At 71.5% G+C, this 25,794-nt stretch carries 28 protein-coding genes; 23 read left to right on the top strand and 5 right to left on the bottom strand.

Annotated elements, in window-relative coordinates:
* Positions 1-43: 43 nt before the first annotated feature.
* Complete coding sequence (locus tag MSA03_RS00765; RefSeq protein WP_147049293.1) at positions 44-1,198, bottom strand: MFS transporter; 1,155 nt, start codon at positions 1,196-1,198, stop codon at positions 44-46.
* Positions 1,195-1,626, bottom strand: coding sequence for a MarR family winged helix-turn-helix transcriptional regulator (locus MSA03_RS00760; protein ID WP_147049292.1), 432 nt, complete (start codon positions 1,624-1,626; stop codon positions 1,195-1,197). Before MSA03_RS00760 ends, MSA03_RS00765 begins: the two co-directional genes overlap by 4 nt.
* A gap of 128 nt (positions 1,627-1,754) precedes the next feature.
* On the opposite strand from MSA03_RS00760, the gene MSA03_RS00755 reads away from it, so the two are divergent.
* The 9 genes from MSA03_RS00755 to MSA03_RS00715 are packed head-to-tail and all read left to right on the top strand — an operon-like array spanning position 1,755 to position 10,318.
* The gene (locus MSA03_RS00755) at positions 1,755-2,957 is read left to right on the top strand and encodes a substrate-binding domain-containing protein (protein WP_147049291.1); all 1,203 of its coding nucleotides are present in this window, start codon (positions 1,755-1,757) and stop codon (positions 2,955-2,957) included.
* Positions 2,954-3,715, top strand: coding sequence for an ABC transporter ATP-binding protein (locus tag MSA03_RS00750; RefSeq protein WP_147049290.1), 762 nt, complete (start codon positions 2,954-2,956; stop codon positions 3,713-3,715). The genes MSA03_RS00755 and MSA03_RS00750 overlap by 4 nt, the downstream gene beginning before the upstream one ends.
* Positions 3,712-4,422, top strand: coding sequence for an ABC transporter ATP-binding protein (locus MSA03_RS00745; RefSeq protein ID WP_147049289.1), 711 nt, complete (start codon positions 3,712-3,714; stop codon positions 4,420-4,422). The genes MSA03_RS00750 and MSA03_RS00745 overlap by 4 nt, the downstream gene beginning before the upstream one ends.
* Entirely contained in the window at positions 4,419-5,294 is an 876-nt protein-coding gene (locus MSA03_RS00740) for a branched-chain amino acid ABC transporter permease (protein WP_028495348.1), read from the top strand. Before MSA03_RS00745 ends, MSA03_RS00740 begins: the two co-directional genes overlap by 4 nt.
* Entirely contained in the window at positions 5,291-6,433 is a 1,143-nt protein-coding gene (locus MSA03_RS00735; RefSeq protein ID WP_147049288.1) for a branched-chain amino acid ABC transporter permease, read from the top strand. The genes MSA03_RS00740 and MSA03_RS00735 overlap by 4 nt, the downstream gene beginning before the upstream one ends.
* Positions 6,430-8,001 carry a class I adenylate-forming enzyme family protein gene (locus tag MSA03_RS00730; protein WP_244946263.1) on the top strand — a complete coding sequence of 524 codons (1,572 nt, stop codon included), beginning with the start codon at positions 6,430-6,432 and terminating at the stop codon, positions 7,999-8,001. The genes MSA03_RS00735 and MSA03_RS00730 overlap by 4 nt, the downstream gene beginning before the upstream one ends.
* On the top strand, positions 7,988-8,680 hold the full coding sequence (locus tag MSA03_RS00725; RefSeq protein ID WP_147049287.1) for a TetR/AcrR family transcriptional regulator: 693 nt from the start codon (positions 7,988-7,990) through the stop codon (positions 8,678-8,680). Before MSA03_RS00730 ends, MSA03_RS00725 begins: the two co-directional genes overlap by 14 nt.
* Positions 8,673-9,425, top strand: a complete 753-nt coding sequence (locus tag MSA03_RS00720; protein ID WP_028495352.1) for a 3-hydroxybutyrate dehydrogenase — start codon at positions 8,673-8,675, stop codon at positions 9,423-9,425. Before MSA03_RS00725 ends, MSA03_RS00720 begins: the two co-directional genes overlap by 8 nt.
* Positions 9,422-10,318, top strand: a complete 897-nt coding sequence (locus MSA03_RS00715) for an alpha/beta fold hydrolase (protein ID WP_147049286.1) — start codon at positions 9,422-9,424, stop codon at positions 10,316-10,318. The genes MSA03_RS00720 and MSA03_RS00715 overlap by 4 nt, the downstream gene beginning before the upstream one ends.
* On the opposite strand, the gene MSA03_RS00710 is transcribed toward MSA03_RS00715, so the two are convergent.
* Positions 10,302-11,108, bottom strand: a complete 807-nt coding sequence (locus MSA03_RS00710) for an IclR family transcriptional regulator (RefSeq protein ID WP_147049285.1) — start codon at positions 11,106-11,108, stop codon at positions 10,302-10,304. The two genes, MSA03_RS00715 and MSA03_RS00710, sit on opposite strands and share 17 nt — an antisense overlap.
* 100 nt (positions 11,109-11,208) lie before the next feature.
* On the opposite strand from MSA03_RS00710, the gene MSA03_RS00705 reads away from it, so the two are divergent.
* The 4 genes from MSA03_RS00705 to MSA03_RS14610 are packed head-to-tail and all read left to right on the top strand — an operon-like array spanning position 11,209 to position 14,007.
* The gene (locus tag MSA03_RS00705; protein ID WP_147049284.1) at positions 11,209-12,009 is read left to right on the top strand and encodes a CoA transferase subunit A; all 801 of its coding nucleotides are present in this window, start codon (positions 11,209-11,211) and stop codon (positions 12,007-12,009) included.
* Between the two features lies 1 nt (position 12,010).
* Entirely contained in the window at positions 12,011-12,664 is a 654-nt protein-coding gene (locus MSA03_RS00700) for a 3-oxoacid CoA-transferase subunit B (RefSeq protein ID WP_174799820.1), read from the top strand.
* Positions 12,661-13,845 carry an acetyl-CoA C-acetyltransferase gene (locus tag MSA03_RS00695; protein ID WP_147049283.1) on the top strand — a complete coding sequence of 395 codons (1,185 nt, stop codon included), beginning with the start codon at positions 12,661-12,663 and terminating at the stop codon, positions 13,843-13,845. Before MSA03_RS00700 ends, MSA03_RS00695 begins: the two co-directional genes overlap by 4 nt.
* 39 nt (positions 13,846-13,884) lie before the next feature.
* Positions 13,885-14,007, top strand: a complete 123-nt coding sequence (locus MSA03_RS14610; RefSeq protein WP_261798688.1) for a DUF8730 family Cys-rich protein — start codon at positions 13,885-13,887, stop codon at positions 14,005-14,007.
* Between the two features lie 31 nt (positions 14,008-14,038).
* Here MSA03_RS14610 and MSA03_RS00690 read toward each other — a convergent pair whose 3' ends face one another.
* On the bottom strand, positions 14,039-14,293 hold the full coding sequence (locus MSA03_RS00690; RefSeq protein WP_028495358.1) for a hypothetical protein: 255 nt from the start codon (positions 14,291-14,293) through the stop codon (positions 14,039-14,041).
* Positions 14,294-14,370: 77 nt separating this feature from the next.
* Between MSA03_RS00690 and MSA03_RS00685 the strand changes: the two genes are divergently transcribed.
* The 10 genes from MSA03_RS00685 (at position 14,371) to serA (ending at position 25,211) form a co-directional block, all read left to right on the top strand.
* Positions 14,371-15,792, top strand: coding sequence for an alpha,alpha-trehalose-phosphate synthase (UDP-forming) (locus tag MSA03_RS00685; RefSeq protein WP_028495359.1), 1,422 nt, complete (start codon positions 14,371-14,373; stop codon positions 15,790-15,792).
* Complete coding sequence (otsB, locus tag MSA03_RS00680) at positions 15,789-16,574, top strand: trehalose-phosphatase (RefSeq protein WP_147049282.1); 786 nt, start codon at positions 15,789-15,791, stop codon at positions 16,572-16,574. Before MSA03_RS00685 ends, otsB begins: the two co-directional genes overlap by 4 nt.
* Positions 16,575-16,603: 29 nt before the next feature.
* On the top strand, positions 16,604-18,310 hold the full coding sequence (gene ilvD, locus MSA03_RS00675; RefSeq protein WP_147049281.1) for a dihydroxy-acid dehydratase: 1,707 nt from the start codon (positions 16,604-16,606) through the stop codon (positions 18,308-18,310).
* A 41-nt stretch (positions 18,311-18,351) separates the two neighbouring features.
* Positions 18,352-20,151: an acetolactate synthase large subunit gene (locus MSA03_RS00670; protein ID WP_147049280.1), complete on the top strand. Its 1,800-nt coding sequence runs from the start codon at positions 18,352-18,354 to the stop codon at positions 20,149-20,151.
* Between the two features lie 3 nt (positions 20,152-20,154).
* A complete protein-coding gene (ilvN, locus tag MSA03_RS00665; protein ID WP_028495363.1) occupies positions 20,155-20,664 on the top strand; it encodes an acetolactate synthase small subunit in 510 nt (169 codons plus the stop codon).
* Positions 20,665-20,699: 35 nt separating this feature from the next.
* Positions 20,700-21,725: a ketol-acid reductoisomerase gene (gene ilvC, locus MSA03_RS00660; protein ID WP_147049279.1), complete on the top strand. Its 1,026-nt coding sequence runs from the start codon at positions 20,700-20,702 to the stop codon at positions 21,723-21,725.
* A 142-nt stretch (positions 21,726-21,867) separates the two neighbouring features.
* Positions 21,868-22,590 carry a copper homeostasis protein CutC gene (locus MSA03_RS00655; protein ID WP_147049278.1) on the top strand — a complete coding sequence of 241 codons (723 nt, stop codon included), beginning with the start codon at positions 21,868-21,870 and terminating at the stop codon, positions 22,588-22,590.
* A 32-nt stretch (positions 22,591-22,622) separates the two neighbouring features.
* Positions 22,623-23,144, top strand: a complete 522-nt coding sequence (locus MSA03_RS00650; RefSeq protein ID WP_028495365.1) for a hypothetical protein — start codon at positions 22,623-22,625, stop codon at positions 23,142-23,144.
* Positions 23,141-23,479 (top strand): hypothetical protein, encoded by a 339-nt coding sequence (locus MSA03_RS00645; protein WP_244946262.1) that lies wholly within the window; start codon positions 23,141-23,143, stop codon positions 23,477-23,479. The genes MSA03_RS00650 and MSA03_RS00645 overlap by 4 nt, the downstream gene beginning before the upstream one ends.
* Positions 23,480-23,606: 127 nt before the next feature.
* Positions 23,607-25,211: a phosphoglycerate dehydrogenase gene (gene serA, locus MSA03_RS00640; RefSeq protein ID WP_028495367.1), complete on the top strand. Its 1,605-nt coding sequence runs from the start codon at positions 23,607-23,609 to the stop codon at positions 25,209-25,211.
* A 3-nt stretch (positions 25,212-25,214) separates the two neighbouring features.
* Here the strand turns inward: serA and MSA03_RS00635 are convergent, their stop codons facing one another.
* Entirely contained in the window at positions 25,215-25,760 is a 546-nt protein-coding gene (locus tag MSA03_RS00635; RefSeq protein WP_170245433.1) for a TetR/AcrR family transcriptional regulator, read from the bottom strand.
* Between the last annotated feature and the right edge of the window lie 34 nt (positions 25,761-25,794).

Raw genomic sequence — 25,794 nt, 5'->3', positions numbered from 1 at the left:
CGGGGCTGTCCCTTTTCCGCCGCGGAATGCGGCGCCGGGCCTCTCAGGCGGCGTCGCCCACCAGCACCGCGGCCGCCTCTTCCGCCGCGTCCGCCCGGTGCGCGTCGACCCGTGCGAGCGCCTTCCGGCCGAGGAGGATCGTCAGGGCCGCGGCGCCGCCGAGGAACCGCACGGCGGAGTACGCGGCGCTGGCGACCGAGCGTGGCTGGTCGGTGGCCTCCATCACCGACTCGGTGAGGATCGTGTTCATGACGCCGAGGAGCAGCCCGCCCACGATGATGCACACGACGAGGGCTCCCGGGTTCGCGGCGAAGAGGCCGGCGAGCACGAGGTCGATCGCGAGGAGGGGCAGGACGGTCATCATGGCGGTCGTCCGGCGCATGCCGCGCAGCAGCAGGGGAGCGACCCAGACGCTCGTGATGGCGAGGGCGACGCCCCACCCGAAGAACGTGAGTCCGATGCCCATGGCGCCGAACCCCAGCGGGAACGGCGAGAAGGCCAGGAGGACGAAGAACCCGATGTTGTAGAACAGGGCCGTCACGGCGAGGACCGCGAGCGCGGGCTGGCGGAGCGCCTGGAACGGCGCCGACAGCGCCGTGGGGGTGCGCGTCTCGTTCGGCGTGCGCAGCAGCACGACGATCGCGACGAAGGCGATCGCCATCAGCGCGACCACGCCGAAGAACGGGCCGCGCCAGCTCACTTCGCCGAGGATGCCGCCGACGAGCGGGCCGATCGCGATCCCGAGGCCGAGGGCGGCCTCGTAAAGCACGATCGCGGCGGCGCTGCCGCCGGAGGCGGCCCCCACGATCGTCGCGAGCGCCGTCGAGATGAACAGCGCGTTGCCGAGACCCCAGCCGGCGCGGAAGCCGATGACGGCGTCGACGCTGCCGGAGAGGGCGCACAGCAGCGCGAAGACGATCACGAGGGCGAGGCCGATGAGCAGTGTGGCCTTCGCGCCGATGCGGCTGGACAGCCAGCTCGTGACGAGCATCGCGAGCCCCGTGACGACCAGGTAGCTCGTGAAGAGCAGCTCCGTCTCGACGGGCGAGGCCTCCAGCGATTCGGCGATCGCGGGGAGGATCGGGTCGACCAGCCCGATGCCCATGAAGGCGACGACGCACGCGAAGGCGACCGCCCAGACCTGTGCGGGCTGCCGCCAGATGCCGGGCGCGGTGGGCGGTGTCGGGGTGGTGGTCATCGGCTCTCTTCCGGGGTTGCGGTCTTGCGGGCGAGGATGGCGGCAGCGCGGCGCAGGATCTCCCAGTCCTCGTCGCTCAGGTCGCCGAATCGCGGCGTCAGCGCGGCCCCGAGCTCCTCGAGCCATGCCTCGAGGGCCGCGAGTCCGGCGGGGGTCGCGGACAGCACGGTGGCCCGCGAGTCCGCGGGATCGGCGCTGCGCTCGAGCAGACCGGCCTCCGCCAGCTGACCGGCGAGGCGCGTCATGCCGGGCTGGCTGATGCGGCTCCGGCGCGCGAGATCGCCGAGACGCTGCGGGCCGTGGTCGCGCAGGAGGCTGAGCGTGCGCCACTGTGCCGCGGGGGTCTCGGACCGGGTGTCCAGCGCCGCCATCCGGGTCAGGGCGTGCGCACCGAGCATGAGATGGAGGACGTCCTCGGATCGGGTCACCCGAAAAGCATATCCAAGATATATACCTCATGCATGTGTTGTTGACATCTCCGCGCGGCACGCCCAAGATGGCAATACCTGAATCACATCTCAGGTCTGACTCCCTTCCAATGGTGAAAGGCACGCACATGCGGGTTACGAAGAAGTTGCTCCTGGGGTCCATGGTCGCCACGGCCGCCCTCGCTCTGGCGGCCTGTGCGCCGTCGACCGCCGCCCCGAGCGCATCGGGCACGGCGGATGCCGGACCGGAGGAGATCACGGTCGGCGTCATCACGAGCGAGACCGGCCCGCTGGCCGGATACGGCAAGCAGTATCTCGACGGCTTCAAGGCCGGGCTCGACTACGCCACCGACGGCACCAACGAGGTCGGCGGCACGACCATCACGGTCGACTACCGCGACGACGCGGGGGACCCCGACACCGCCGTCAACCTCGCGAAGGAGCTCATCGGCGAGGGCGTGAACATCCTCGCCGGCAGCGCCTCCTCCGGCGTCGCGCTGGCCGTGGCCGAGCAGGCCGCGCAGAACCAGGTCCTCTTCCTCTCCGGCCCCGCCGCCGCCGACGCCGTCACCGGCATCAACGACTACACGTTCCGCACCGGCCGCCAGTCCGCGCAGGACGTCGCGACTGCCGGCACCTTCCTCGACGACATCTCCGGCAAGACCGTCACGGTCTTCGCGCAGAACAACGCGTTCGGGCAGGGCAACGAGGCCGCCGTCAAGGCGATCCTCGGCGGCAAGGGCGCGACCGTGAACAGCGTCCTCGTCGCGGAGGACGTGACCGAGTTCACCCCGTTCGCGCAGCAGGTGCTGACCGCCCAGCCCGACCTCGTCTTCGTCGCATGGGCCGGCGCCACCTCCGGCGCGATGTGGCAGGCGATGAGCCAGCAGGGCGTCCTCGACGACATCCCGGTCGTCACCGGGCTCGGCGACACCGCCACGTTCGGCGCGTACGGCGAGGCGTCCGAGAAGATCAGCTTCCTGAACCACTACTTCGCCGGCGCCCCCGACAACGACGTGAACGCCGCGATGGTCGAGGCCGTGGAGGCAGCCGGCGGCACGCCGGACCTGTTCACGCCGGACGGGTTCAACGCGGCACTCATGCTGGTGCACGCCATCGAAGAGGGCAAGGGTGACGTGGATGCCATGATCTCGGCGCTGGAGGGCTTCGAGTTCGACGGCCCCAAGGGCGCCATGACGGTGCGCGCGAGCGACCACGCCCTGCTGCAGGAGATGTACCAGGTCAAGCTCGTCGCCGACGGGTCCGGCTTCGTCCCGGAACTCGTGGACACCGTCGCCGCCGACGAGGTCGCACCGGCCGAGGCACCGTGAGTCCCGTCCCGTCCGCGCTCCGCATCGAGGGCCTCGGCCTGCAGATCGGCGGAGCCACCATTCTGAAGGATGTCGACCTCGACGTCGCGCCCGGCTCCCTGGTCGGCGTGATCGGCCCGAACGGCGCCGGCAAGACCACGCTCTTCAACGTGATCTCCGGCGTCGCACGGCCGACGGCAGGCCGCATCCTGATGAACGGCGACGACGTCACCCGCTCGTCCGTGCCCCAGCGGGCGCGGGCGGGACTGGGGCGCACCTTCCAGACCTCGAGTCTGTTCCCGCGGCTGAGCGTCCTGGAGAACGTGCGGCTCGCGGCCCAGGTCTCCCTCGGCGGCAACTACTCCCTCCTGCGCTTCCCGCGGCGGACGGACGCCGCGACGGCCCTCGCGCTGGAGAAGCTGACCCTGGTGGGCCTCACCCACAAGCTCGACACCCCGGCCGGCGACCTGTCGCACGGCGACAAGCGAAAGCTCGAGATCGCGGTGATCCTCGCGACCGACGCCGCCATCGTGCTGCTGGACGAGCCGATGGCGGGCGTCGCGTCGGGGGACGTCGCGGGACTCGTGGAGAACATCCGCGACATGCAGCGCGACAAGCAGTGCACCGTGCTCATGGTGGAGCACCACATCGACGTCCTCATGGGGCTCGTCGAGAAGGTCGCCGTCATGTACGCCGGCTCGATCATCGCGTTCGACACGCCCCAGAAGATCATGGAGAACCCCACCGTGCAGAGCGCCTACCTCGGGACCGCGGCATGACGGCGCCGATCCTCACCGTCGAGCATCTGTCGGCCTCCATCGCGGGCCAGCAGGTCGTGGAGGACGTCACCTTCGCCGTCCCGGCCACGGGCATCACGGCGGTCCTCGGACGCAACGGCGTCGGGAAGACCTCGACGCTCCGCGGCATCCTGGGCCTCATCAGCCGCCGTGGCGCGGTGACGCTCGCGGGGGAGCGCATCGACTCTCTTCCCACCCACCGGATCGTGCAGCGCGGAGTGGGGTACGTCCCGGAGGACCGCGAGGTCTTCGCCAAGCTCACGGTGGCCGAGAACCTCGCGCTCGCCGAGCGCACCAAGAACCCGCGCCGCGAGTTCGTCGCCGAGCTCTTCCCCGACCTCGTGGCCCGTCGGGGTCAGATGGCCGGGACGCTCTCCGGCGGCCAGCAGCAGATGGTCTCCCTCGCGCGGGCGCTCCTGAACGAGAACGTCCTCCTGCTCGTCGACGAGCCCACGAAGGGCCTCGCGCCGCGCATCGTCGCCGAAGTCGCCGACGCGCTGCAGGAAGCCGCCAAGATCGTCCCCATCCTGCTCGTCGAGCAGAACCTCGACGTCGTCCGCCAGCTCGCCGACGACGCCGTCGTGATCGCCGGCGGCCGGGTCGTGCACACGGGGCCTGCCCGGGAGATCCTCGACGACCGCGCCCTCACGATGCGCCTCCTCGGCGTCAGCGCGGAGGTGCACGCGTGAGCAGCCTCGTCCTCATCCTCCTCACCGGCATCGGTCTCGGCGCGCTGTACTTCCTCGTCGCATCGGGCCTCAGCCTCATCTACGGACTCATGCACGTGCTGAACTTCGCGCACGGCGCGTTCCTGACCCTCAGCGCCTTCATCGGCTGGCAGGTCGCGCAGGCCCTCGGCACGGCATCCTGGGGCTCGTTCCTCGTCTCGATCCTCGTGGGCGCCGCCGTCGGCGCGGTCTTCGCGACGCTGACCGAGCTCATCCTCATCCGCCCGCTGTACGAGCGGCACATCGAGCAGGTGCTCGTCACGGTGGGCCTGTCCTTCGCCGCCGTCGCGCTGTTCGAGGGCATCTGGGGGACGGACGCCATCAACATCGCGGGACCCCCGTGGCTCAAGGGCACCACCGAGGTGCTCGGCGCGAAGATCCCGAACACCTACTGGGTGCTCATGATCGCCGCCGCCATCGTGCTGGCCGCGCTCGTGCTGTTCCTGCAGAAGACGCGCTACGGCATGATCATCCGCGCCGGCGTCGAGAACCGCGCCATGGTGACGGCCCTCGGCATCGACGTGCGGAAGAGCTTCACGCTCGTCTTCGCGATCGGCGGCGCCGCGGCCGGCATCGGCGGCGTGCTCGCGATGCACTATTCGACCTTCGTGTCGGCCCACCTCGGGGCGACGCTGCTCATCTTCGCGTTCATCGTGACCGTCATCGGCGGCCTCGGCTCCCTCACCGGCGCCGCGATCGCGTCGGTGCTCGTCGCCGTGCTCCAGCAGTTCGCGAACTTCTACCTGGAGGGCACCGGCGACTTCATCGTCGTCGTGCTGCTGGCCCTCGTGCTGCTGGTCCGCCCGCGCGGACTCATGGGGAGGACCGCATGACCGTCACCACGGGCGTCCCGACGCTCATCCCCGGCCGGAAGGGCGCCGCCCTGCCGTTCGTCATCGGCGCGGCACTCGTCGTGGTCATGGCGGTGCTGCCGCTCCTGGACATCTCGCTGCCCGGGATCCTCCCGGGGCCGACCTACACCCCCGGCAGCCTCGCGCTGCTGTCCCTCTGCATGGTGTTCGCCGCCCTCGCGCTGTCCTACAACCTGCTCCTCGGCACGGCCGGGATGCTGTCCTTCGGCCATGCCCTCTACTTCGGCGCCGGCGCCTACGGCCTGGGCATCGCGCTGAAGTACTTCGAGGTGCCGCTCTGGCCCGGCATCCTCATCGCCCTCGTCGGCGGGCTCCTCATCGCGGTCGTCACCGGCGCCGTCTCGATGCGCGTCGCCGGCATCCCGTTCGCGATGGTCACGCTCGCCTTCGCGCAGGCCGGTTCGGTCCTCGTCCGCCGCAATCAGCAGGTCACCGGCGGCGAAGAGGGGATGCGGCTGCCTGTCGCGCAGGTTCCGGAGTGGCTCGTCGGGGTCGTCAACACGCGCAACCTGTACTGGTTCGCGCTCATCGTGCTCGTGATCGTCTACCTCGTGGTGCTGTGGGTGGACCGGTCACGTCTGGGCCACCTCGCCGAGGCGACGCGGGAGAACGAGCTGCGGGTGCAGGTGCTGGGGCTGCGCCCGTACACGGCCAAGCTCATCGTCTTCGTCGTCGCGGCGGGGTGCGCCGCCCTCGCCGGCATCGCGTACATGCTCCTGCAGTCCGGCACGCAGCCGAGCGCCGTGGGCGCCGACCTCACCATCACGGTCCTCGTCATGGTGGTCCTCGGTGGCGTCGGGTTCCGCTGGGGTGCGATCGTGGGGGGCGTGCTCTACACGATCCTCGACCAGCGGCTCACGGCGCTCGCGCGGGCGGAGTGGATCGAGACGCTGCCGGACGTCCTCCGCATCCCGTTGTCCGAGCCGCTCTTCCTCCTCGGCGTGCTGTTCATCCTCGTCGTGATGTTCCTGCCCGGCGGCATCGCCGGCACCGTCGACGCCGCGATCCGCCGGCGCCGGGGCGAGCGGACGCGGACGCAGCTGCGCCAGCTCGACGACGCCCCCGCGGAAGCCGACGCCCCCGTGGAAGCGCGCGCATGACCGACCTCGGGATGGATCAGGGCGGCGACGGGCCGCACACCGTGGGGCGCTGGCTCGCCGACCGGGCGGCGGCGGCGCCGGATCGCACGGCGATCGACGACCGCGGCGTCACGATCGGGTACGCCGACCTCGATGACCGGGCCCGCGAACTCGCCCTGCGCCTCCGCCGTGCCGGGTACGGCCCCGGCGATCGCCTCGCGACGATCTCCGGGAACTCCATCGACCATGTCGTGGTGTTCTTCGCGTGCGCGCGCGCCGGGGTCGCCTTCGTCCCGCTGTCCTGGCGGCTCGCGCCGCGGGAGCTCGGCGAGGCATTGGACCGATCCGACCCCGCGCTCGTCCTCGTCGAGGACGAGTACGTCGGCGTCGCCGCCGAGGCGCTCCGCCGCCTGGCGGTCAGGCCGCCCGTCGCCCTCCTCGGCACGACCGAGATCGAGGCCGCGGTCCCCGCGAAGCACGGCCCCGCGGCGCCGCTCCGGCCCGTCCGCGACGATGACCCCCTCCTGGTCATCTACACCTCGGGCAGCGAGTCCGCGCCGAAGGGCGTCGTGCTCTCGCACGCGAACTGCTTCTGGAACAACCTCGCCCTCGCCGGGGCCATGCAGCTCACCGCCGACGACGTCGTCCTCGCCATGCTCCCGCAGTTCCACGTGGCCGCCTGGAACGTGCAGCCCCTCCTCGCCTGGTGGGTCGGGGCGACCGTCGTGCTGGAACGGTCGTTCCAGCCGAGCCGCGTCCTGCAGCTCATCGCCGAGCGGGGGGTCACGGCCATGATGGGCGTCCCCACCCAGTACCGGCAGCTCGCGGACGATCCGCGCTTTCGGGGCTCTGCCCTCCGGAGTCTGCGCGTCGCCCTCGTCGGCGGTGCGACGATGCCGCTCGATCTGGCGACGGCGTGGGCCGACGCCGGGGTGCCGCTCACCCAGGGCTACGGGCTCACCGAGGCGGCGCCCAACGTCCTCTTCCTCCCCGGCGCCGAGGCCCTCCGTCATCCCGGCGCCGTGGGCCGGCCCTACCCGCACGTCGACGTCTGCGTCGTCGACCCGTCGACCCTCCTTCCGCTGGACGGCGCGGCGACGGGGGAGCTCTGGGTGCGGGGGCCCAGCGTCTTCACCGGCTATCTGCACGACGAGGACGCGACGGCGCGCGCCCGGCACGGGGAATGGCTGCGCACGGGCGACATCGTCCACCGGGGCGCCGACGGCGTCTTCACGATCGTCGACCGGTTGAAGGACGTCTACATCTCCGGCGGCGAGAACGTCGCGCCGGCCGAGGTCGAGCGCGCCCTGCGGCTGCATCCCGGGATCGCCGATGCGGCGGTGGTCGGCGTTCCCGATCCCGTGTGGGGGGAGCGCGGCGTCGCGTTCGTGGTCCGGCGCCCGGGCGTCGCGCTCGGCGAGGACGAGGTGCTCGCCCACGCGCGCGCCGAGCTCGCCGGCTTCAAAGTGCCCGTGCGCATCGGCTTCCTCGACGAGCTGCCCCGCTCGACCATCGAGAAGATCGCCCGGGCGGCGCTGCGCGAACGCGCGATCGCCCTGATCCAGGAGGACGCCCATGAGCGCCGCTGACCACGTCGAGACCCTCGGCCAGGTGCCCGCCACGCTGTCGGCGACGACCGGCAAGCCGCTCACCAAGCGGGGCGAGGCGACACGCCGGAAGCTGCTGGAGGCCGCCGAGGTGGTCTTCGCGGCGGTCGGCTACCACGAGGCCTCCATCGTCAAGATCACCGAGCGCGCGGGCATCGGCCTCGGCACCTTCTACCTCTACTTCGACGGCAAGCAGCAGATCTTCGAGGAGCTCGTCGTCGACCTCAACCGGCGCGTCCGCCACTCGATGGCCGAGGCGATGGCGGGAGCCGCGAACCGCATCGACGCGGAGCGGGCGGGCTTCGAGGGGTTCTTCCGCTTCACCGCGGCCCACCCGGCCCTGTACCGGATCGTGCGAGAGGCCGAGTTCGTGTCCCCGGAGACGCTGCGCCTGCACTACACGCGCATCGTCGAGGGGTACGAGGCGGGCCTGCGCGCCGCGCAGCAGCACGGCGACGTCGACGACCGGCTCGACCCCGAGGTGACGGCATGGGCGCTCATGGGTGTGGGAGAGCTGATCGGCATGCGGTTCCTGCTGTGGGAGCGGGATGCCGACGGCAAGCCCCCGGCGACGATGCCGGCCGAGGTGATCGACCACATGATGCGGTTCATCCAGAACGCGCTGGCGGCGCGGACGAGCAAGGGAGCAGAGGATGACTGAACAGGATCTCGCGGGGCGGCGCGCCCTCATCACGGGCGCGGGCAGCGGCATCGGCCTCGCGTGCGCGCACGAGTTCGCCGCGCGCGGTGCGCACGTGATCGTCGCCGACTTCAACGCGGAGGCCGCCGCGGACGCGGCAGCGGCCGTCGCGGGGGAGTCGTGGGTCGTCGACCTGTCCGACACGGCGGCCCAGGAGCGGCTCGACCTCGATGTCGACATCCTCGTCAACAACGCCGGAGTGCAGACGGTCGCCCCGATCCACGAGTTCGACCCGGAGCGGTTCCGCTTCATGCACCGCCTCATGGTCGAGTCGCCCTTCCTCCTCATCCGCGCCGTGCTGCCCCGGATGTACGAACGCTCCTGGGGGCGGATCATCAACATCTCCAGCGCCCACGGCCTGCGAGCGAGCGCCTACAAGTCGGCGTACGTCTCGGCCAAGCACGCCCTCGAGGGGCTGTCCAAGGTGACGGCGCTGGAGGGCGGGCCGCACGGGGTCACGAGCAACTGCATCAACCCGGCCTACGTGCGGACGCCGCTCGTGGAGAAGCAGATCGCCGACCAGGCGACGCTGCACGGCATCCCGGAGAGCGAGGTCGTGGAGAAGATCATGCTCACCGAGACCGCCATCAAGCGCCTCGTCGAGGCCGACGAGGTCGCCTCCCTCGCCGGCTGGCTGGCGTCGGACCGCGCCGGCATGGTCACGGGCGCGAGCTACACGATGGACGGCGGGTGGACGGCGCGATGACGCGGACCTATCGCACGCTCGACGTGCCGGTCCGCGGCGGCGACCTGCGCGTGGGGGTCTGGGAGGACGGCACCCCCGGCGCCCCGACGGTCGTCGCGGTGCACGGCGTCACGGCGTCGCATCTCGCCTGGCAGCTCGTCGCGGAGGCGCTGCCGGGCGTCCGGATCGTCGCCCCCGACCTGCGCGGCCGCGGCCGCAGCAACGAGCTCAGCGGACCGGCCGGCATGGCCGCCCATGCCGACGACCTCGCGGCGGTCTTCGCGCACCTGGACATCCCGGCCGGGCTCGTGGTCGGGCATTCCATGGGCGCGTTCGTGTCGCTCGCGTTCGCGCACCGGCATCCCGGCCTGCTCGCGCGCCTGCTGCTCGTCGACGGCGGCCTCCCGCTCGCGACCCCGCCGGGGCTCTCCGGCGACGAGCTCGTCGCCGCCATCCTCGGACCCACGGCCGAGCGCCTGTCGATGCGCTTCCCCGACGTCGCCGCCTACCTCGCCCTGTGGCGTGCGCACCCGGCGTTCGCGGCGGACTGGACGCCGGAGCTCGAGGAGTACCTGGCGTACGATCTTGTGCCGGACGGCGGCGGGTCGCTGCGTCCCGCGACGAGCTACCGGACGACCCTCGAGGACACCGTCGACCTCAACACCGGCACGGCGGTCACCGACGCCCTCGCGGCCCTCGGCCACCCGACGCGGTTCCTCACCGTGCCGCGCGGTCTGCAGAACGAGGCGCCGGGGCTGTACTCGCCGGAGCACGCGGCGCGCCTGGTGGCGACCTATCCCGCCGTGCGGCACGAGCGCTGGGACGACCTCAACCACTACACCGTCGTCATGTCCGAGCCCGGCGCCCGCGGCGTGGCGGCTGTCATCCGGGAGGAGCTCAGCGCGCTCGGCTGACGCCGCGCCGGGCAGACGCGATGCGGGTCGTCAGCTGGTGCGCGTGGGCCAGCAGCGTGCGACCGAGGAGCGTCAGCCGGTCGGGCCCGAACCGGAATCCGACGCCCGTGAGGCTCAGCGCCCAGGCCGGGCTGCCGGACTGGTCGAACACGGCCGCGCCGATTCCCCAGCTGCCCTCCACGATGAGACCCGGGTTGACGGCGTAGCCCCGGTCGCGGGTCTCCGCAAGGCGCGGGCGCAGCGCGTCCGCATCGTGGGACGCCCCCCAGCTCGTGGCGAGCTCCGGATGACGCGCGAAATAGGCCTCGCCCTCCGCCTCGGGGAGGAACGCGAGGATCGCGAGTCCCGCCGAGGCGACGCCCAGCGGGAAGCGCACGCCCTCGCTGAGCACGAAGGAGCGGATGGGGAACGACCCCTCCTCGCGCAGCAGGCACACCGTCTCATCGCCGCGCCGCACCGAGAGGAAGGCGCTCTCCTCCGTCCTGACGGCGAGCGAGCGGACGATGTCGCCGGCGAGGTGCGTCACGTCATAACGCGCCGCGGCCACCGAGCCCATGAGGAACAGCTCGGGTCCCGGCATCCACCGCGACGTGCGCTCGTCCTGATCCACGAGGCCCTCCGCGCGCAGGGCCGTGAGCAGCCGGTGCGCGGTCGACCGGGAGAGCCCGGCGTCCCGGGCGAGCTCCTGCACGCCGCGTCCGTGCTCGCCGCCCGCCGTCACGAGCCGCAGCAGCGCGGCGGCGCGGGCGATCGCCTGCGCGCCGGGCACGGTCCTGGTCGGGGTGTCCACATGATGGACACTAGGCGGCCCGGCTCCCACATGGCAAACCCCGCCTTGTCGTACCCTCGGCGCGGCAGGATGCTGGGGGGACGACACGAGGGAGTGCAGTGTGATCGACAAGACGTTCGCGTCGGCGGCCGAGGCCGTCGCCGACATCCCGGATGGGGCATCCCTGGCCGTCGGGGGCTTCGGGCTCTCCGGCAATCCCATCGCGCTCATCGAGGCGCTCCTGGCGCAGGGGACGACCGATCTGTCGATCGTCTCGAACAACTGCGGCGTGGACGACTGGGGCCTCGGGGTGCTGCTGAACGCGAAGCGCATCCGCAAGATGACCTCCTCCTACGTGGGCGAGAACAAGGAGTTCGAGCGGCAGTTCCTCAGCGGCGAGCTCGAACTCGAGCTCACCCCGCAGGGCACGCTCGCCGAGAAGCTCCGCGCCGGCGGGTCGGGGATCGCCGCGTTCTACACGCAGACCGGTGTCGGCACGCAGGTCGCGGAGGGAGGCCTCCCGCGCAAGTACGACGGAACCGGCGGCGTCGCCGTGGCCTCGCCCGCCAAGGACGTCCGCAGCTTCGAGCTGAACGGCCGTGCCGGCGACTACGTGCTGGAGGAGGCGATCGTCACGGACTTCGCGCTCGTGCACGCCGCTGCAGGCGACACCCACGGGAACCTCATCTTTAACAAGGCGGCCCGCAACTTCAACCCGCTCGCGGCCATGGCCGGCCGGACCTGCATCGTGCAGGTCGAGCATCTTTTCCAGCCGGGCGAGCTCGACCCCGACCGCATCCACCTGCCCGGCATCTATGTGCACCGCATCGTCGAGGTCGGCGGCGACATCGAGAAGCGGATCGAACGCCGGACCGTCTCCGTCGCCGAAGCGCTCGGCCGCGACATCCCGGAAGGAGCCTGACATGGCGCTGTCCCGCAACGACATGGCCGCGCGCGCCGCGGCCGAGCTCGCCGACGGCTCGTACGTGAACCTCGGCATCGGCCTGCCGACCCTCGTCCCGAACTACGTGCCGGATGGGGTCACGGTCGTGCTCCAGTCCGAGAACGGGATCCTCGGCGTCGGTCCCTACCCGACCGAGGATGCCGTCGACCCCGACCTCATCAACGCGGGCAAGGAGACCGTCACGGTGCTCCCCGGCGCGGCGTACTTCGACTCCGCGACGAGCTTCGGGATGATCCGCGGCGGCAAGATCGACGCCGCGATCCTCGGCGCCATGCAGGTCTCCGCCACGGGCGACCTCGCGAACTGGATGATCCCCGGGAAGATGGTCAAGGGTCCCGGCGGCGCCATGGACCTCGTGCACGGGGCCGCGAAGGTCGTGGTGCTCATGGAGCACACCGCGAAGGACGGCTCGCCCAAGATCGTCCACGAATGCACGCTGCCCCTCACCGGCCGGGGGGTCGTGGACCGCATCATCACCGATCTCGCCGTCATCGACGTCACGCCCGATGGGCTCGTGCTCGTGGAGACGGCGCCCGGGGTCACCGTGGACGAGGTCGTGGCGGCCACCGAGCCCGATCTGCGGGTGCCGGACCAGCTCAGGAGGAACGCATGAACACCGACGACGTCGTCATCGTTGCCGCTGCGCGCACCGCGCAGGGCCGCCTCAAAGGTCAGCTCGCCTCCTTCACGGCGCCGCAGCTCGGCGGCTTCGCCATCGCCGGGGCGCTCGCGCAGGGCGGCATCCCCGCCGACGCCGTGGACGCCGTGATCATGGGCCAGGTGCTCCCGGCCGGCTCCGGCCAGAACCCCGCCCGCCAGGCCGCCATCGCCGGCGGGATCGGGTGGGACGTGCCGGCATCCTCGGTCAACAAGGTCTGCCTGTCCGGCCTCACCGCCATCATCGACGCGAAGCGCATGATCCAGACCGGCGACGCGACGGTCGTCGTCGCGGGCGGCATGGAATCGATGACCCGCGCGCCGCACCTGCTGATGGGGTCGCGCGACGGCTGGGCGTACGGCTCCGTCGAGGTGCTGGACCACATGGCCTTCGACGGCCTCACCGACGCCTACGACAAGGAGAGCATGGGCGCCTCCACCGAGCGGCTCAACGCCTCCTACGAGGTCACCCGCGCCGGGCAGGACCGCGTCGCGGCGCTCTCGCATCAGCGCGCCGCGGCCGCTCAGGAGGCGGGGCTGTTCGACGCGGAGATCGTGCCGGTCGACGTGCCGCAGCGCAAGGGCGACCCGATCCGCGTGACGGCGGACGAGGGCGTGCGCCCGGGGACGACCGAGGAGACGCTCGCCGGGCTCCGGCCCGCGTTCAGCTCCGACGGGTCGATCACGGCCGGCAACTCCTCGCAGATCTCCGACGGCGCGGCCGCCGTCGTCGTGACGAGCCGAGCCCACGCCGACGCGCAGGGCTGGACGGTCCTCGCCGTCGTCGGGGCCTCCGGCCAGGTGGCCGGCCCCGACAACTCGCTGCACGCGCAGCCCGCGCGCGCCATCGAGCAGGCGCTCCGCAAGGGCGGCCTCACGGCGGCGGACCTCGACCTCGTCGAGATCAACGAGGCCTTCGGCGCCGTCGTCGCCCGCTCGCAGGCCGAGCTCGGGCTGTCCGAGGACATCGTCAACGTGCACGGCGGCGGCATCGCGATCGGGCACCCCATCGGGGCATCCGGATGCCGGCTCGTCGTGCACGCCGTGCACGAGCTCGTCCGGCGCGGCACCGGCACGGCCGCGGTGGGCCTGTGCGGGGGCGGCGGTCAGGGAGAAGCGCTTATCCTGAGTCGGTGAACGCTCACCGCGAGCGTCGACGATCCTCGAGGAGCCTCCATGTGCCGACCCGTCTCCTGCGACAGCTGCGGCAAGACCACGTGGGCCGGCTGCGGCGAGCACATCGAGCAGGCTCTCGCGGGGGTCGGCCCCGCCGAGCGCTGCACCTGCGCACGCGGCTGACCGCCGTGCGCGGCTGACCGCGGCGCCGGCCTTAGCGCTGCAGGCGGCGCTTCAGGAGCTTCTGCTCCTTGCCGGCGACGGGCGAGTCCTGGGCGATGAGCTTGCCGCGGGAGGCGCGACGCGTGTCGACGATGGCGCCGACGGACAGTGCCAGGGTGATCCCCCAGCTGAGCCAGGCGAGGGCGATGCGCCACGTGAACGGCTCGTTGCCGCGGATGCCGCGCAGGAGCGCGAGGCCGCTCGTGACGGCGGAGATGATCCCGGTTCCGAAGAGGTACTTGCGCATGCGCTCCACGCTACCCGGCGGACACGCGGGACGCGCGGCTTGTTAGCCTGGACGTTCGCACCGCCGAGAGGATCATCGTGACCGACCACGCTGCCGTGTCCGATTTCGTCGTCGTCTCCAACCGCCTCCCCGTCGACCGCACCGACGACCCCGAGGAGCCGTGGCGTCGCTCGCCCGGCGGCCTCGTGACGGCGCTCGCCCCGTTCATGCGGCGCACCGACGGCGCGTGGGTGGGATGGCCGGGACAGGCCGGTGTGGAGCTCGACCCGTTCGAGACCGACGGGATGCAGCTGGTCCCCGTGACGCTGTCCGCAGAGGACGTGGAGCTCTACTACGAGGGCTTCTCCAACGACACCATCTGGCCGCTCTACCACGACGTCATCTCCCCGCCCCGCTACCGCCGCGAATGGTGGCAGGCCTACGTCCGCGTCAACCGCCGCTTCGCCGAGGCCGCCGCGGCCGCCGCGGCCGACGGTGCGACGGTGTGGGTGCACGACTACCAGCTGCAGCTGGTCCCGAAGCTCCTCCGGGAGCTGCGGCCCGACCTCGTGATCGGCTACTTCCACCACATCCCGTTCCCGGCCTACGGCCTGTACTCGCAGCTGCCGTGGCGCCGTCAGGTGCTCGAGGGGCTCCTGGGGGCCGACGTCATCGGCTTCCAGCGCGTCGCGGACGCCAGCAACTTCGCGCGGTCCGTGCGGCGTCAGCTGCGCTACGACACGAAGGCGACCGGCATCACGGTGCCGCAGCCCGGCGGGGGAGAGCGGCTCGCGCTCGCGAAGGCGTTCCCGATCTCCATCGACGTCGACGACTACGTCCAGCTCGCGCACAGCCCGGCCGTGCGCGCGCGCGCCGCGGAGATCCGGGAGAGCCTCGGCAACCCGAAGAAGGTGCTGCTGGGAGTCGACCGCCTCGACTACACGAAGGGCATCGGCCACCGGCTCAAGGCCTTCGGCGAGCTCCTCGACGACGGCAGGCTCGACGTGGAGGACGTCACCCTCATCCAGGTCGCGAGCCCGAGCCGCGAGCGGGTCGACGCCTACATGCAGCTGCGCGACGAGGTGGAGCTCGCGGTCGGCCGCATCAACGGCTCCGTCGACACCGTCGGGCACACCGCCATCCGCTACCTGCACCAGTCCTTCCCCCGGGAGGAGATGGTGGCCCTCTATCTCGTCGCGGACGTCATGCTCGTCACGGCCCTCCGCGACGGCATGAACCTCGTCGCGAAGGAGTACGTCGCGAGCCGCATCGACAACCGGGGCGTCCTCGTGCTGAGCGAGTTCGCGGGCGCGGCCGACGAGCTCGGCAGCGCGATCCGCATCAACCCGCACGACATCGACGCCCTCAAGGACGAGATCGTCCGCGCGATCGAGATGACCCCCGCGGAGCAGGGCCGCCGGATGCGCGCGCTCCGCCGCCGCGTGAGCGACCACACCGTCGACGACTGGTCCCGCGACTTCCTCGCGGCGCTGGATGCCGCGCGGCAGGCCCGCTCGTGACGCTCGACGCCGACCTGGCCGCGCTCGCCCGGACCCCCAGGCTCCTCATCGCCCTCGACTTCGACGGGACGCTCGCGCCGCTGCAGGACGAGCCGATGCGCTCCCGCATGCTGCCGGAGGCGCGGACGGCGCTGGAGCGCCTCGCCGCCCTCCCGGACACCGTGGTCGCCCTCGTCTCTGGGCGGACCCTCGCGCACCTCGAGGAGATCAGCGAGCACACCGCCGACTCCCGCATCCACCTCGCCGGCTCGCACGGCGCCGAGTTCTGGCACCCGGACGACGACGGCGCCTCGCACGCCGCGGAACCCGGCGCGGACGCCGACGAAGACGCCACGCTGCGCGACGACCTCATCCGGCGCGCGCAGGAGATCGTCGCGCCGCTGCCCGGTGCGTGGATCGAGGCGAAGATGTTCGGGTTCGGTCTGCACACGCGTCTGGCCTCGGAAGCGGATGCCGCGGCGGCGACCGCCGCGATCGACGCGCTCGTCGCGGAGCGGGCGCCGGCGTGGCGTCGCCGCACCGGGCAGGACATCCTCGAGTTCGCCTCCCGGCAGGAGGGCAAGGACTCCGCCGTCCGGGCGCTGCGGGCGCAGGCCGAAGCGACGGCCGTGCTGTTCGCCGGCGACGACGTCACCGACGAGGACGCACTGGCCGCGCTGGAGCGGCAGGACCTCGGCATCCGCGTCGGCCCGGGGGAGACGGCGGCGCGCCACCGTGTGCCGGATGCCGCGGCCCTCGCCGCCCTCCTCGCCAGGCTCGCCGAGCTGCGCGCGACACGGTGACCCCGCGCGGACGGGAATAGACTTCGAGAATGCCCGTACCCGACGAATCCATCGACATCAAGCCCCGCAGTCGCGTCGTCACCGACGGCATCGAGGCCACCACATCCCGCGGCATGCTGCGCGCCGTCGGCATGGGGGACGCGGACTGGGACAAGCCCCAGATCGGCATCGCCTCGAGCTGGAACGAGATCACGCCCTGCAACCTGAGCCTGGACCGCCTGGCACAGGGGGCCAAGGAGGGCGTGCACGCCGGCGGCGGCTACCCCCTGCAGTTCGGCACCATCTCCGTCTCCGACGGCATCTCGATGGGCCACGAGGGCATGCACTTCTCGCTCGTGAGCCGCGAGGTCATCGCCGACTCCGTCGAGACCGTCATGATGGCCGAGCGCCTCGACGGCAGCGTCCTGCTGGCCGGCTGCGACAAGTCGATCCCCGGCATGCTGATGGCCTCCGCGCGCCTGGACCTCTCCAGCGTCTTCCTCTACGCCGGCTCCATCGCGCCGGGCTGGGTCAAGCTCTCCGACGGCACCGAGAAGGACGTCACGATCATCGACTCGTTCGAGGCGGTCGGAGCGTGCATGGCCGGGAAGATGAGCGAAGCCGACCTCAAGCGCATCGAATGCGCCATCGCTCCGGGCGAGGGCGCGTGCGGCGGCATGTACACGGCGAACACGATGGCCTCGGTCGCCGAGGCGCTCGGGCTCAGCCTCCCCGGCTCGGCCGCGCCGCCCGCCGCGGACCGCCGCCGCGACTACTTCGCGCACCGGTCCGGCGAGGCCGTCGTGAACCTGCTGCGTCAGGGCATCACGACCCGCGACATCCTCACGAAGGAGGCGTTCGAGAACGCCATCGCCCTCGCGATGGCGCTCGGCGGCTCCACGAACGTCGTGCTGCACCTCCTCGCGATCGCGCGCGAAGCCGAGGTCGAGCTGACCCTGCACGATTTCAACCGCATCGGCGACAAGGTCCCGCACGTGGCGGACATGAAGCCGTTCGGGAAGTACGTCATGAACGACGTCGACCGGCACGGCGGCATCCCCGTCATCATGAAGGCGATGCTCGACGAGGGCCTCCTGCACGGCGACGCCCTGACGGTGACGGGTAAGACACTCGCCGAGAACCTCGCGGAGCTGAACCCGGACCCCATCGACGGCACCGTCATCCACACCTTCGACAACCCGATCCACGCCACCGGCGGCCTCACGATCCTGCACGGCTCGCTCGCGCCGGAGGGCGCCGTCGTCAAGACCGCCGGCTTCGACGCCGCCGTCTTCGAGGGGCCCGCCCGGGTCTTCGAGCGCGAGCGCGGCGCCATCGACGCGCTGGCCGCGGGGGAGATCGAGGCGGGGAGCGTCGTCGTCATCCGCTACGAGGGACCCAAGGGGGGCCCCGGCATGCGGGAGATGCTCGCGATCACCGCCGCCATCAAGGGCGCGGGGCTCGGGAAAGATGTACTACTGTTGACGGACGGTCGATTCTCAGGCGGCACAACCGGACTGTGCATCGGCCACATAGCACCCGAAGCGGTGGACGCAGGTCCCATCGCCTTCGTGCGCGATGGTGATCTGATACGGGTCGATATCGCGGCTCGCACTCTCGACCTACTCGTCGACGACGCAGAGCTGAGCTCCCGCCGCTCCGGCTGGGAGCCCCTTCCCCCGCGCTATACCCGTGGCGTCTTGGCCAAGTACTCGAAGCTCGTGCGCTCCGCTGCGGAGGGCGCGACGACCGGCTAGGCCCTCCCACACTCGCCCATCGATCACGAGGTCTCACACCCATGTCATCCGACACTGCGGCCGTGCCCCGGCCGCCCGCACGCAGTTCGTCCGCGCCCCTCCTCACGGGAGCCCAGGCCGTCGTCCGCTCGCTCGAGCTCCTCGGGGTGACCGATGTGTTCGGGCTCCCGGGCGGCGCGATCCTGCCGGTCTACGACCCGCTCATGGACTCCACGGAGCTCCGGCACATCCTCGTCCGCCACGAGCAGGGCGCCGGCCACGCGGCCGAGGGCTACGCCGCGGCCTCCGGGAAGACGGGCGTCGCGATCGCGACCTCCGGCCCCGGCGCGACGAACCTCGTCACCGCGATCGCCGACGCCTACATGGACTCCATGCCGATCGTGTGCATCACGGGCCAGGTGTTCTCGACCCTGATGGGCACCGACGCCTTCCAGGAAGCAGACATCGTCGGCATCACGATGCCGATCACGAAGCACTCGTTCCTCGCGAAGGATGCCTCGGAGATCCCCGGCGCCATCGCGGCGGCGTTCGAGATCGCCTCCACCGGCCGCCCCGGGCCCGTCCTCGTGGACATCACGAAGGATGCGCAGCAGGCCGAGGTGCCCTTCATCTGGCCGCCGAAGATCGACCTGCCCGGTTACCGGCCCGTCGTGAAGGCGCACGGCAAGCAGATCCAGGCCGCCGCACAGCTCCTCGCCACGGCGAAGAAGCCCGTGCTGTACGTCGGCGGCGGCGTCATCCGCTCCGGCGCGTCGGCCGAGCTGCTGCGCCTGGCCGAGTCGACCGGCGCCCCTGTCGTGACGACGCTCATGGCGCGCGGCGCGTTCCCGGACTCGCACCCCCAGCACCTCGGCATGCCCGGCATGCACGGGACCGTCCCCGCCGTCCTCGCCCTGCAGGAGGCCGACCTCCTGATCGCGCTCGGCGCACGGTTCGACGACCGCGTCACGGGCAAGGCGGCGCTGTTCGCCCCCGACGCCCAGGTCGTGCACGTCGACATCGACCCCGCGGAGATCTCCAAGATCCGCACGGCCGACGTCCCGATCGTCGGCGACCTGCGCGAGGTCCTCGTCGACCTCGACGCCGCCTTCTCCGGCGCGACGGGCGCCGCCAAACCCGACATCGCGGAGTGGTGGTCGTACCTCGACGGCCTCCGCGACGAGTTCCCGCTCGGCTACAGCCAGCCCAGCGACGGCCTCATGTCGCCCCAGTACGTCATCCAGCGCATCGGCGAGCTGACCGGGCCGGAGGGCATCTACGCCGCCGGCGTCGGCCAGCACCAGATGTGGGCGGCGCAGTTCATCAAGTACGAGCGTCCCAACGCGTGGCTCAACTCCGGCGGCGCCGGCACGATGGGCTACTCGGTCCCGGCCGCGATGGGCGCCAAGGTCGCCGAACCCGACCGCGTCGTCTGGGCGATCGACGGCGACGGCTGCTTCCAGATGACCAACCAGGAGCTCGCGACCTGCGTCATCAACCAGATCCCGATCAAGGTCGCGATCATCAACAACTCCTCGCTGGGCATGGTCCGGCAGTGGCAGACGCTCTTCTACGACGGCCGGTACTCCAACACCGACCTGAACACGGGCCACGACACCGTCCGCATCCCCGACTTCGTCAAGCTCGCCGAGGCCTATGGCTGCCTCGCGCTGCGCGTCGAGAAGGAGGAGGACGTGGATGCCGCGATCCAGACGGCGCTGGAGACCAACGACCGCCCCGTCGTCATCGACTTCGTCGTCAGCGCGGACGCCATGGTGTGGCCGATGGTGCCCCAGGGAGTCAGCAACAGCTACGTCCAGTACGCGCGGGAGCACTCGCCCGCGTTCGACCAGGAGGCCTGAGCGATGAGCAAGCATGTCCTGAGCCTCCTCGTGGAGGACAAGCCCGGTCTGCTGACCCGTGTCGCGGGCCTGTTCGCGCGCCGCGGGTTCAACATCGACTCCCTCGCGGTGGGCGTCACGGAGGTGCCGGGGCTCTCCCGCATCACCGTCGTCGTCGACGTCGAGGAGCTTCCGCTCGAGCAGGTGACGAAGCAGCTGAACAAGCTCATCAACGTCATCAAGATCGTCGAGCTCGAGCCGTCGGCATCCGTGCAGCGCGAGCACATGCTCGTGAAGGTACGCGCCGACAACCAGACCCGCTCCAACGTCATCGAGGTCGTGAACCTGTTCCGCGCCTCCGTCGTGGACTACGCCACCGACGCGCTCGTCGTCGAGGTGACCGGCGACCGCGGAAAGGTCGAGGCGCTGCTGCGCGCGCTCGAGCCGTTCGGCATCAAGGAGCTCGCCCAGTCCGGCATGGTCGCCATCGGCCGCGGCGGCAAGTCCATCACCGAGCGCGTCCTGCGCGGCTGAACTTTTCGAACCCCTACCAAGGAGAAACACACACCATGGCTGAGATCTTCTACGACTCCGACGCCGACCTCTCGCTCATCCAGGGCAAGAAGGTGGCCATCGTCGGCTACGGCTCGCAGGGCCACGCGCACGCGCAGAACCTGCGCGACTCGGGCGTCGAGGTCGTCATCGCGCTCAAGGACGGCTCCAAGTCCAGCGCCAAGGCGCAGGAGGACGGCTTCGAGGTCAAGTCCGTCGCCGACGCCGCCGAGTGGGCGGACCTCATCATGATCCTCGCGCCCGACCAGCACCAGCGCGGCATCTTCAACGAGTCCATCAAGGACAAGCTGACGCCCGGCAAGACGCTCGCCTTCGCGCACGGCTTCAACATCCGGTTCGGCTACATCGAGGCGCCCGAGGGCGTCGACGTCATCCTCGTCGCCCCGAAGGCCCCCGGCCACACGGTGCGTCGCGAGTTCGTCGCAGGCCGCGGCATCCCCGACATCATCGCCGTCGAGAAGGACGCGTCGGGTCAGGCGTGGGACGTCGCGAAGGCGTACGCGAAGGCCATCGGCGGCACCCGCGCCGGCGTCATCAAGACGACCTTCACCGAGGAGACCGAGACCGACCTGTTCGGCGAGCAGGCCGTCCTCTGCGGCGGTGTCTCGCAGCTCGTCCAGTACGGGTTCGAGACCCTGACCGAGGCGGGCTACCAGCCGCAGATCGCCTACTTCGAGGTGCTCCACGAGCTGAAGCTCATCGTCGACCTCATGTGGGAGGGCGGCATCGCCAAGCAGCGCTGGTCGGTCTCCGACACGGCCGAGTACGGCGACTACGTCTCCGGCCCGCGCGTGATCGACCCGCACGTCAAGGAGAACATGCAGGCCGTCCTCGCGGACATCCGCTCGGGTGCGTTCGCGGAGCGCTTCATCGCCGACCAGGACGCCGGCGCGCCGGAGTTCCAGGAGCTGCGCGCGAAGGCCGCCGCCCACCCCATCGAGGCGGTCGGCAAGGACCTGCGCGCCCTGTTCGCGTGGAAGCAGCAGGACAGCGACTACGTCGAGGGCAGCGCCGCACGCTGAATGACTCTCGGCTACCCGCCGAGTACGGCTTGAAACGAGCCACGGAGGCCCGGTCCTGACAGAGGACCGGGCCTTCGGCGTGCTGGCACCTCACCTGCGTGCAGCACGTCCGGTGAGAGCACGCGCCGATACGGTGGGGGACGTGAGCACACCGCGGGTCGCCGTCGAGATCGCCGTCCAGGATGCCGCGGGCGCGCGGCTCGCGATCGCCGCCGGCGCCGACCGCCTCGAGCTCTGCCAAGGGCTCGCCGTCGGAGGACTCACGCCCTCGATCGGCCTCGTCCGGGCCGTCTGCGACGCGGTGGACCCGGCGCTCGTGAACGTCCTCGTTCGACCGCGGAGCGGAGGCTTCGTCTACTCCCGCGAGGAGATCGACCTCGCCGCCGCCGACATCCGTGCCGTCACGTCGCACGGGGTCGGCGGCGTCGTCGTCGGAGCGCTGACCGCCGAGGGGCGACTCGACCTCGCCGCCCTCGCGCGCTGGCGGGATGCCGCGGGCTCTGCGGCCGTGGTCTTCCACCGCGCGATCGACGCGTCGCCCATGCCGGACGCCGTCTTCGACGCGCTCCGCGCCGCGGGCGTCTCGCGCGTGCTGACCTCGGGTGGGGCGGCGCGGTCGGTCGAGGGCATCGCGCGGCTCACCGCGTTCGTGGAGCGCGCCGAGGGTGTCGAGGTGATGGCGGGCGGCGGCGTCGCGCCCGCGGACATCCCCGCGCTCCGCCGGGCGGGAGTGGGCGCCGTGCACCTGTCGGCGCGGAGGCGCACGGGCCGGGAGGCGCCGGCGGGCCCGGGCGGCGGGGAGGAGGGACACGACACGACCGACGCGGAGCTCGTTCTCGCCGCCGTCGCCGCGGCGCGCTCCTGACGCGCTGCGTCGCCCCCGGCTACGCTGAACGCGTGAGCACCGGACGCGACGACGACGCCCTCAGCTGGCAGGGCGACGACGACCCGACGCTCGACGTGGGCGCGAGCCCGGTCGACGAGCGCGATCCGGCGCCGTCCGCGCCGGCGGCGGAGCGCCCGGCGCTGCCCGACGGCTACCGGGCCGTGGGCCTCGGCAGTGACGAGGTGGGACGCATCGACGCCGACGGGACCGTGACGCCCGCCGGAGCCCCCGTGCCGCTCGGCAACGCGATGCTCATCGCGCTCGGCATCCTGGGCGGCGTCTACCTGCTGTACACGATCGGCTGGGTGATCGGCGCCCTGCGCCTGGACACGGTCGCGCCGATGCTCATCGTCTCGCCGGCGGCGTACGTGCCGGCGTTCTGGCTCGCCGTGCTCGCGCCGGCCCTGTGGTTCGGGGTGTCCCTCTGGCTCACGCGCGGCTCGGCCGCGTGGGTGCGCCTCGCCTGGCTCATCGGGGGAGCGGTGCTGCTCATCCCGTGGCCCTTCATCATGATCGGGGCGGTGGGACAGTGACCGAGACGACCGCATCCCGGGCGAGCATGCCGACGTGGCTCGCCGCCACGATCGCCGGCGCGTTCGGCCTCTTCTACGCCTACGCCGTGTGGAACGCCGTCGCGTTCCTCATCGACAAGGCGACGAACCCGGGACTGAACAGCCTCGGCTGGGCGGTGCTGCTGTTCGCGGTGCTCTTCCCGCTCATCGTCTTCGGCGCTGCCCTGGCACTCGGACTCCGCCGCCCGCCCGCGCACTTCGCGGCCCTGCTGCTCGCCGGGCTCGGGCTCACGGCCGTGTTCTGGCTGAACATCATCTCCTACGTGTTCTCCAGCGGCGCCTCGCTCATCGCCTGACCGCCGACGTCACACGGTCGGGGGGCTCTGCGCGCGGCGGGTAGGCTGGTCCTGCCACGCCCCGACGCTGTGCGGCGCGGCATCCCACCCCGCCGTCGCAACCGCGAGCCCCCGAAGGTCTGCCACCGTGTCCAAGCCTGTCGTCCTCATCGCCGAAGAACTCTCTCCCGCCACGATCGACGCGCTCGGTCCAGACTTCGAGATCCGCAACGTGGACGGGGCCGACCGCTCGGCGCTCCTCCCCGCCCTCGCGGAGGCGCACGCGGTCCTCATCCGCTCGGCCACGAAGATGGATGCCGAGGCGATCGCCGCCGCCCCCGCGCTCAAGGTCATCGCCCGCGCCGGGGTCGGCCTCGACAACGTCGACATCAAGGCCGCCACGACAGCCGGCGTCATGGTCGTCAACGCCCCGACCTCCAACATCATCTCGGCGGCGGAGCTGACGATCGGCCACATCCTGAGCCTCGCCCGCCGCGTCCCCGCCGCGCACGCGTCGCTGGCCGCCGGCCAGTGGAAGCGCAGCGCCTACACGGGCACCGAGCTGTTCGAGAAGACGCTCGGCATCATCGGACTCGGCCGGATCGGCGCGCTCATCGCCGCGCGCCTGCAGGCGTTCGGCATGAACGTCATCGCCTACGACCCGTACGTCACGAGCGCGCGCGCCCAGCAGCTCGGCGCCCAGCTCGTCACGCTCGACGAGCTCCTGCAGCAGAGCGACTTCATCACGATCCACATGCCGAAGACGCCCGAGACCACCGGGATGATCTCCACCGACCAGTTCCGGCTCATGAAGCCGAGCGCGTACATCGTCAACGTCGCGCGCGGCGGCCTGATCGACGAGGAAGCGCTGCACAAGGCGCTCACGACCGGCGAGATCGCCGGTGCGGGCCTCGACGTCTTCACGAGCGAGCCGCCGGCCGCCGACGGCTCCGCGGCCCTCCTGCTCGACCTGCCGAACGTCGTCGTGACGCCGCACCTCGGCGCGTCGACGGACGAGGCGCAGGAGAAGGCCGGCGTCTCGGTCGCGAAGTCGGTGCGCCTCGCCCTCGGCGGCGAACTCGTGCCGGATGCCGTCAACGTCGCCGGCGGCATCATCGACCCGTACGTGCGCCCCGGCATCCCGCTCGTCGAGAAGCTCGGTCAGATCTTCTCCGCCCTCGCGCACAGCCCGCTCACGAGCCTCGACGTCGAGGTGCACGGCGAGCTCAGCGGCTACGACGTCAAGGTCCTCAAGCTCGCCGCGCTCAAGGGCGTCTTCACCAACGTCGTCAGCGAGACGGTCTCCTACGTCAACGCGCCGCTCCTCGCCGAGCAGCGCGGCATCGAGGCGCGCCTCCTCGTCGACGACCAGTCCGACGAGTACCGCAACGTCATCACGCTGCGCGGCGCGCTCTCCGACGGGTCGCAGCTGTCGGTCTCCGGCACGCTCACCGGCACGAAGCAGATCGAGAAGCTCGTCGGGATCAACGACTACGCGCTCGAACTGCCGATCGAGAAGCACCACATCGTGATGCTGTACACCGACCGCCCCGGCATCGTCGCGGTCTACGGTCAGAAGTTCGGCGAAGCGGGCATCAACATCGCCGGCATGCAGATCGCGCGCCGCGCGGCCGGTGCGCAGGCGCTGTCGGTCCTGACGGTCGATTCCCCGGTCTCCGACGACCTCCTCGACGAGGTGCGCTCGGCGATCCAGGCCGACCTGTTCCGTCAGATCGAGATCACCGAGGCCTGACCCTCACGCGCTCGCGGCACGCTCCACGAGCGCGATGAGCGCATCCATCTCCGCGCCCTCCGGCACGGGGCCGGGCACGGCACCCGTGCCGAGCGCGTTGTTGAAGTAGAGCCCGTCGCTCACGAGCAGCACGAGCTGCACGGCCGTCTCGTCGCGCGTGTGCGGGCGGAGGGCGTCCGCCCAGAGCTCCCGCACGCGCCGCAGCGCATCGACGGCGGCGTGGCTTCCCGCCTGGGCGAGCTTCGACCCGGCGACGAGCGCGCGGTCGATGGGGGAGTCGTCCATGACGGAGGTCCGCAGGAAGGCCGCCACGAGCCCGCCCGGCGCCGCCGACATCTCGTCGAGATCGGTGCGCGCCAGCTGTTCCATGCGCCCCAGGAGCCCGGCATCCAGCGCCTCCTTCGAGGCGAAGTGGTAGAGCAGGCCGCCCTTGGACACTCCCGCCGCCGCGGCGGTGGCCTCGAGGGTCGCGTGCCGCGGTCCCTCGTCGATGAGAAGGCGCTCATACGCCTCCAGGACGCTGTCGCGGGCTCGTGCGGGTCTGCTCACAGCTGTTACTATACCGGCTGGACGGTATAGAAAC

Origin of the sequence: Microbacterium saccharophilum, assembly GCF_007992455.1 — a bacterium.
Lineage (GTDB): Bacteria > Actinomycetota > Actinomycetes > Actinomycetales > Microbacteriaceae > Microbacterium > Microbacterium saccharophilum.
The sequence above is the reverse complement of the archived record's forward strand: the minus strand, read 5'-3'. Positions and strand labels throughout refer to the sequence as shown.

Coding starts and splice junctions, on each gene's coding strand:
- MSA03_RS00765 (WP_147049293.1), bottom strand. CDS start 1,198: ATGACCACCACCCCGACACCGCCCACCGCGCCCGGCATCTGGCGGCAG.
- MSA03_RS00755 (WP_147049291.1), top strand. CDS start 1,755: ATGCGGGTTACGAAGAAGTTGCTCCTGGGGTCCATGGTCGCCACGGCC.
- MSA03_RS00745 (WP_147049289.1), top strand. CDS start 3,712: ATGACGGCGCCGATCCTCACCGTCGAGCATCTGTCGGCCTCCATCGCG.
- MSA03_RS00735 (WP_147049288.1), top strand. CDS start 5,291: ATGACCGTCACCACGGGCGTCCCGACGCTCATCCCCGGCCGGAAGGGC.
- MSA03_RS00730 (WP_244946263.1), top strand. CDS start 6,430: ATGACCGACCTCGGGATGGATCAGGGCGGCGACGGGCCGCACACCGTG.
- MSA03_RS00725 (WP_147049287.1), top strand. CDS start 7,988: ATGAGCGCCGCTGACCACGTCGAGACCCTCGGCCAGGTGCCCGCCACG.
- MSA03_RS00720 (WP_028495352.1), top strand. CDS start 8,673: ATGACTGAACAGGATCTCGCGGGGCGGCGCGCCCTCATCACGGGCGCG.
- MSA03_RS00715 (WP_147049286.1), top strand. CDS start 9,422: ATGACGCGGACCTATCGCACGCTCGACGTGCCGGTCCGCGGCGGCGAC.
- MSA03_RS00700 (WP_174799820.1), top strand. CDS start 12,011: ATGGCGCTGTCCCGCAACGACATGGCCGCGCGCGCCGCGGCCGAGCTC.
- MSA03_RS00695 (WP_147049283.1), top strand. CDS start 12,661: ATGAACACCGACGACGTCGTCATCGTTGCCGCTGCGCGCACCGCGCAG.
- MSA03_RS14610 (WP_261798688.1), top strand. CDS start 13,885: ATGTGCCGACCCGTCTCCTGCGACAGCTGCGGCAAGACCACGTGGGCC.
- MSA03_RS00690 (WP_028495358.1), bottom strand. CDS start 14,293: ATGCGCAAGTACCTCTTCGGAACCGGGATCATCTCCGCCGTCACGAGC.
- ilvD (WP_147049281.1), top strand. CDS start 16,604: ATGCCCGTACCCGACGAATCCATCGACATCAAGCCCCGCAGTCGCGTC.
- MSA03_RS00670 (WP_147049280.1), top strand. CDS start 18,352: ATGTCATCCGACACTGCGGCCGTGCCCCGGCCGCCCGCACGCAGTTCG.
- ilvN (WP_028495363.1), top strand. CDS start 20,155: ATGAGCAAGCATGTCCTGAGCCTCCTCGTGGAGGACAAGCCCGGTCTG.
- ilvC (WP_147049279.1), top strand. CDS start 20,700: ATGGCTGAGATCTTCTACGACTCCGACGCCGACCTCTCGCTCATCCAG.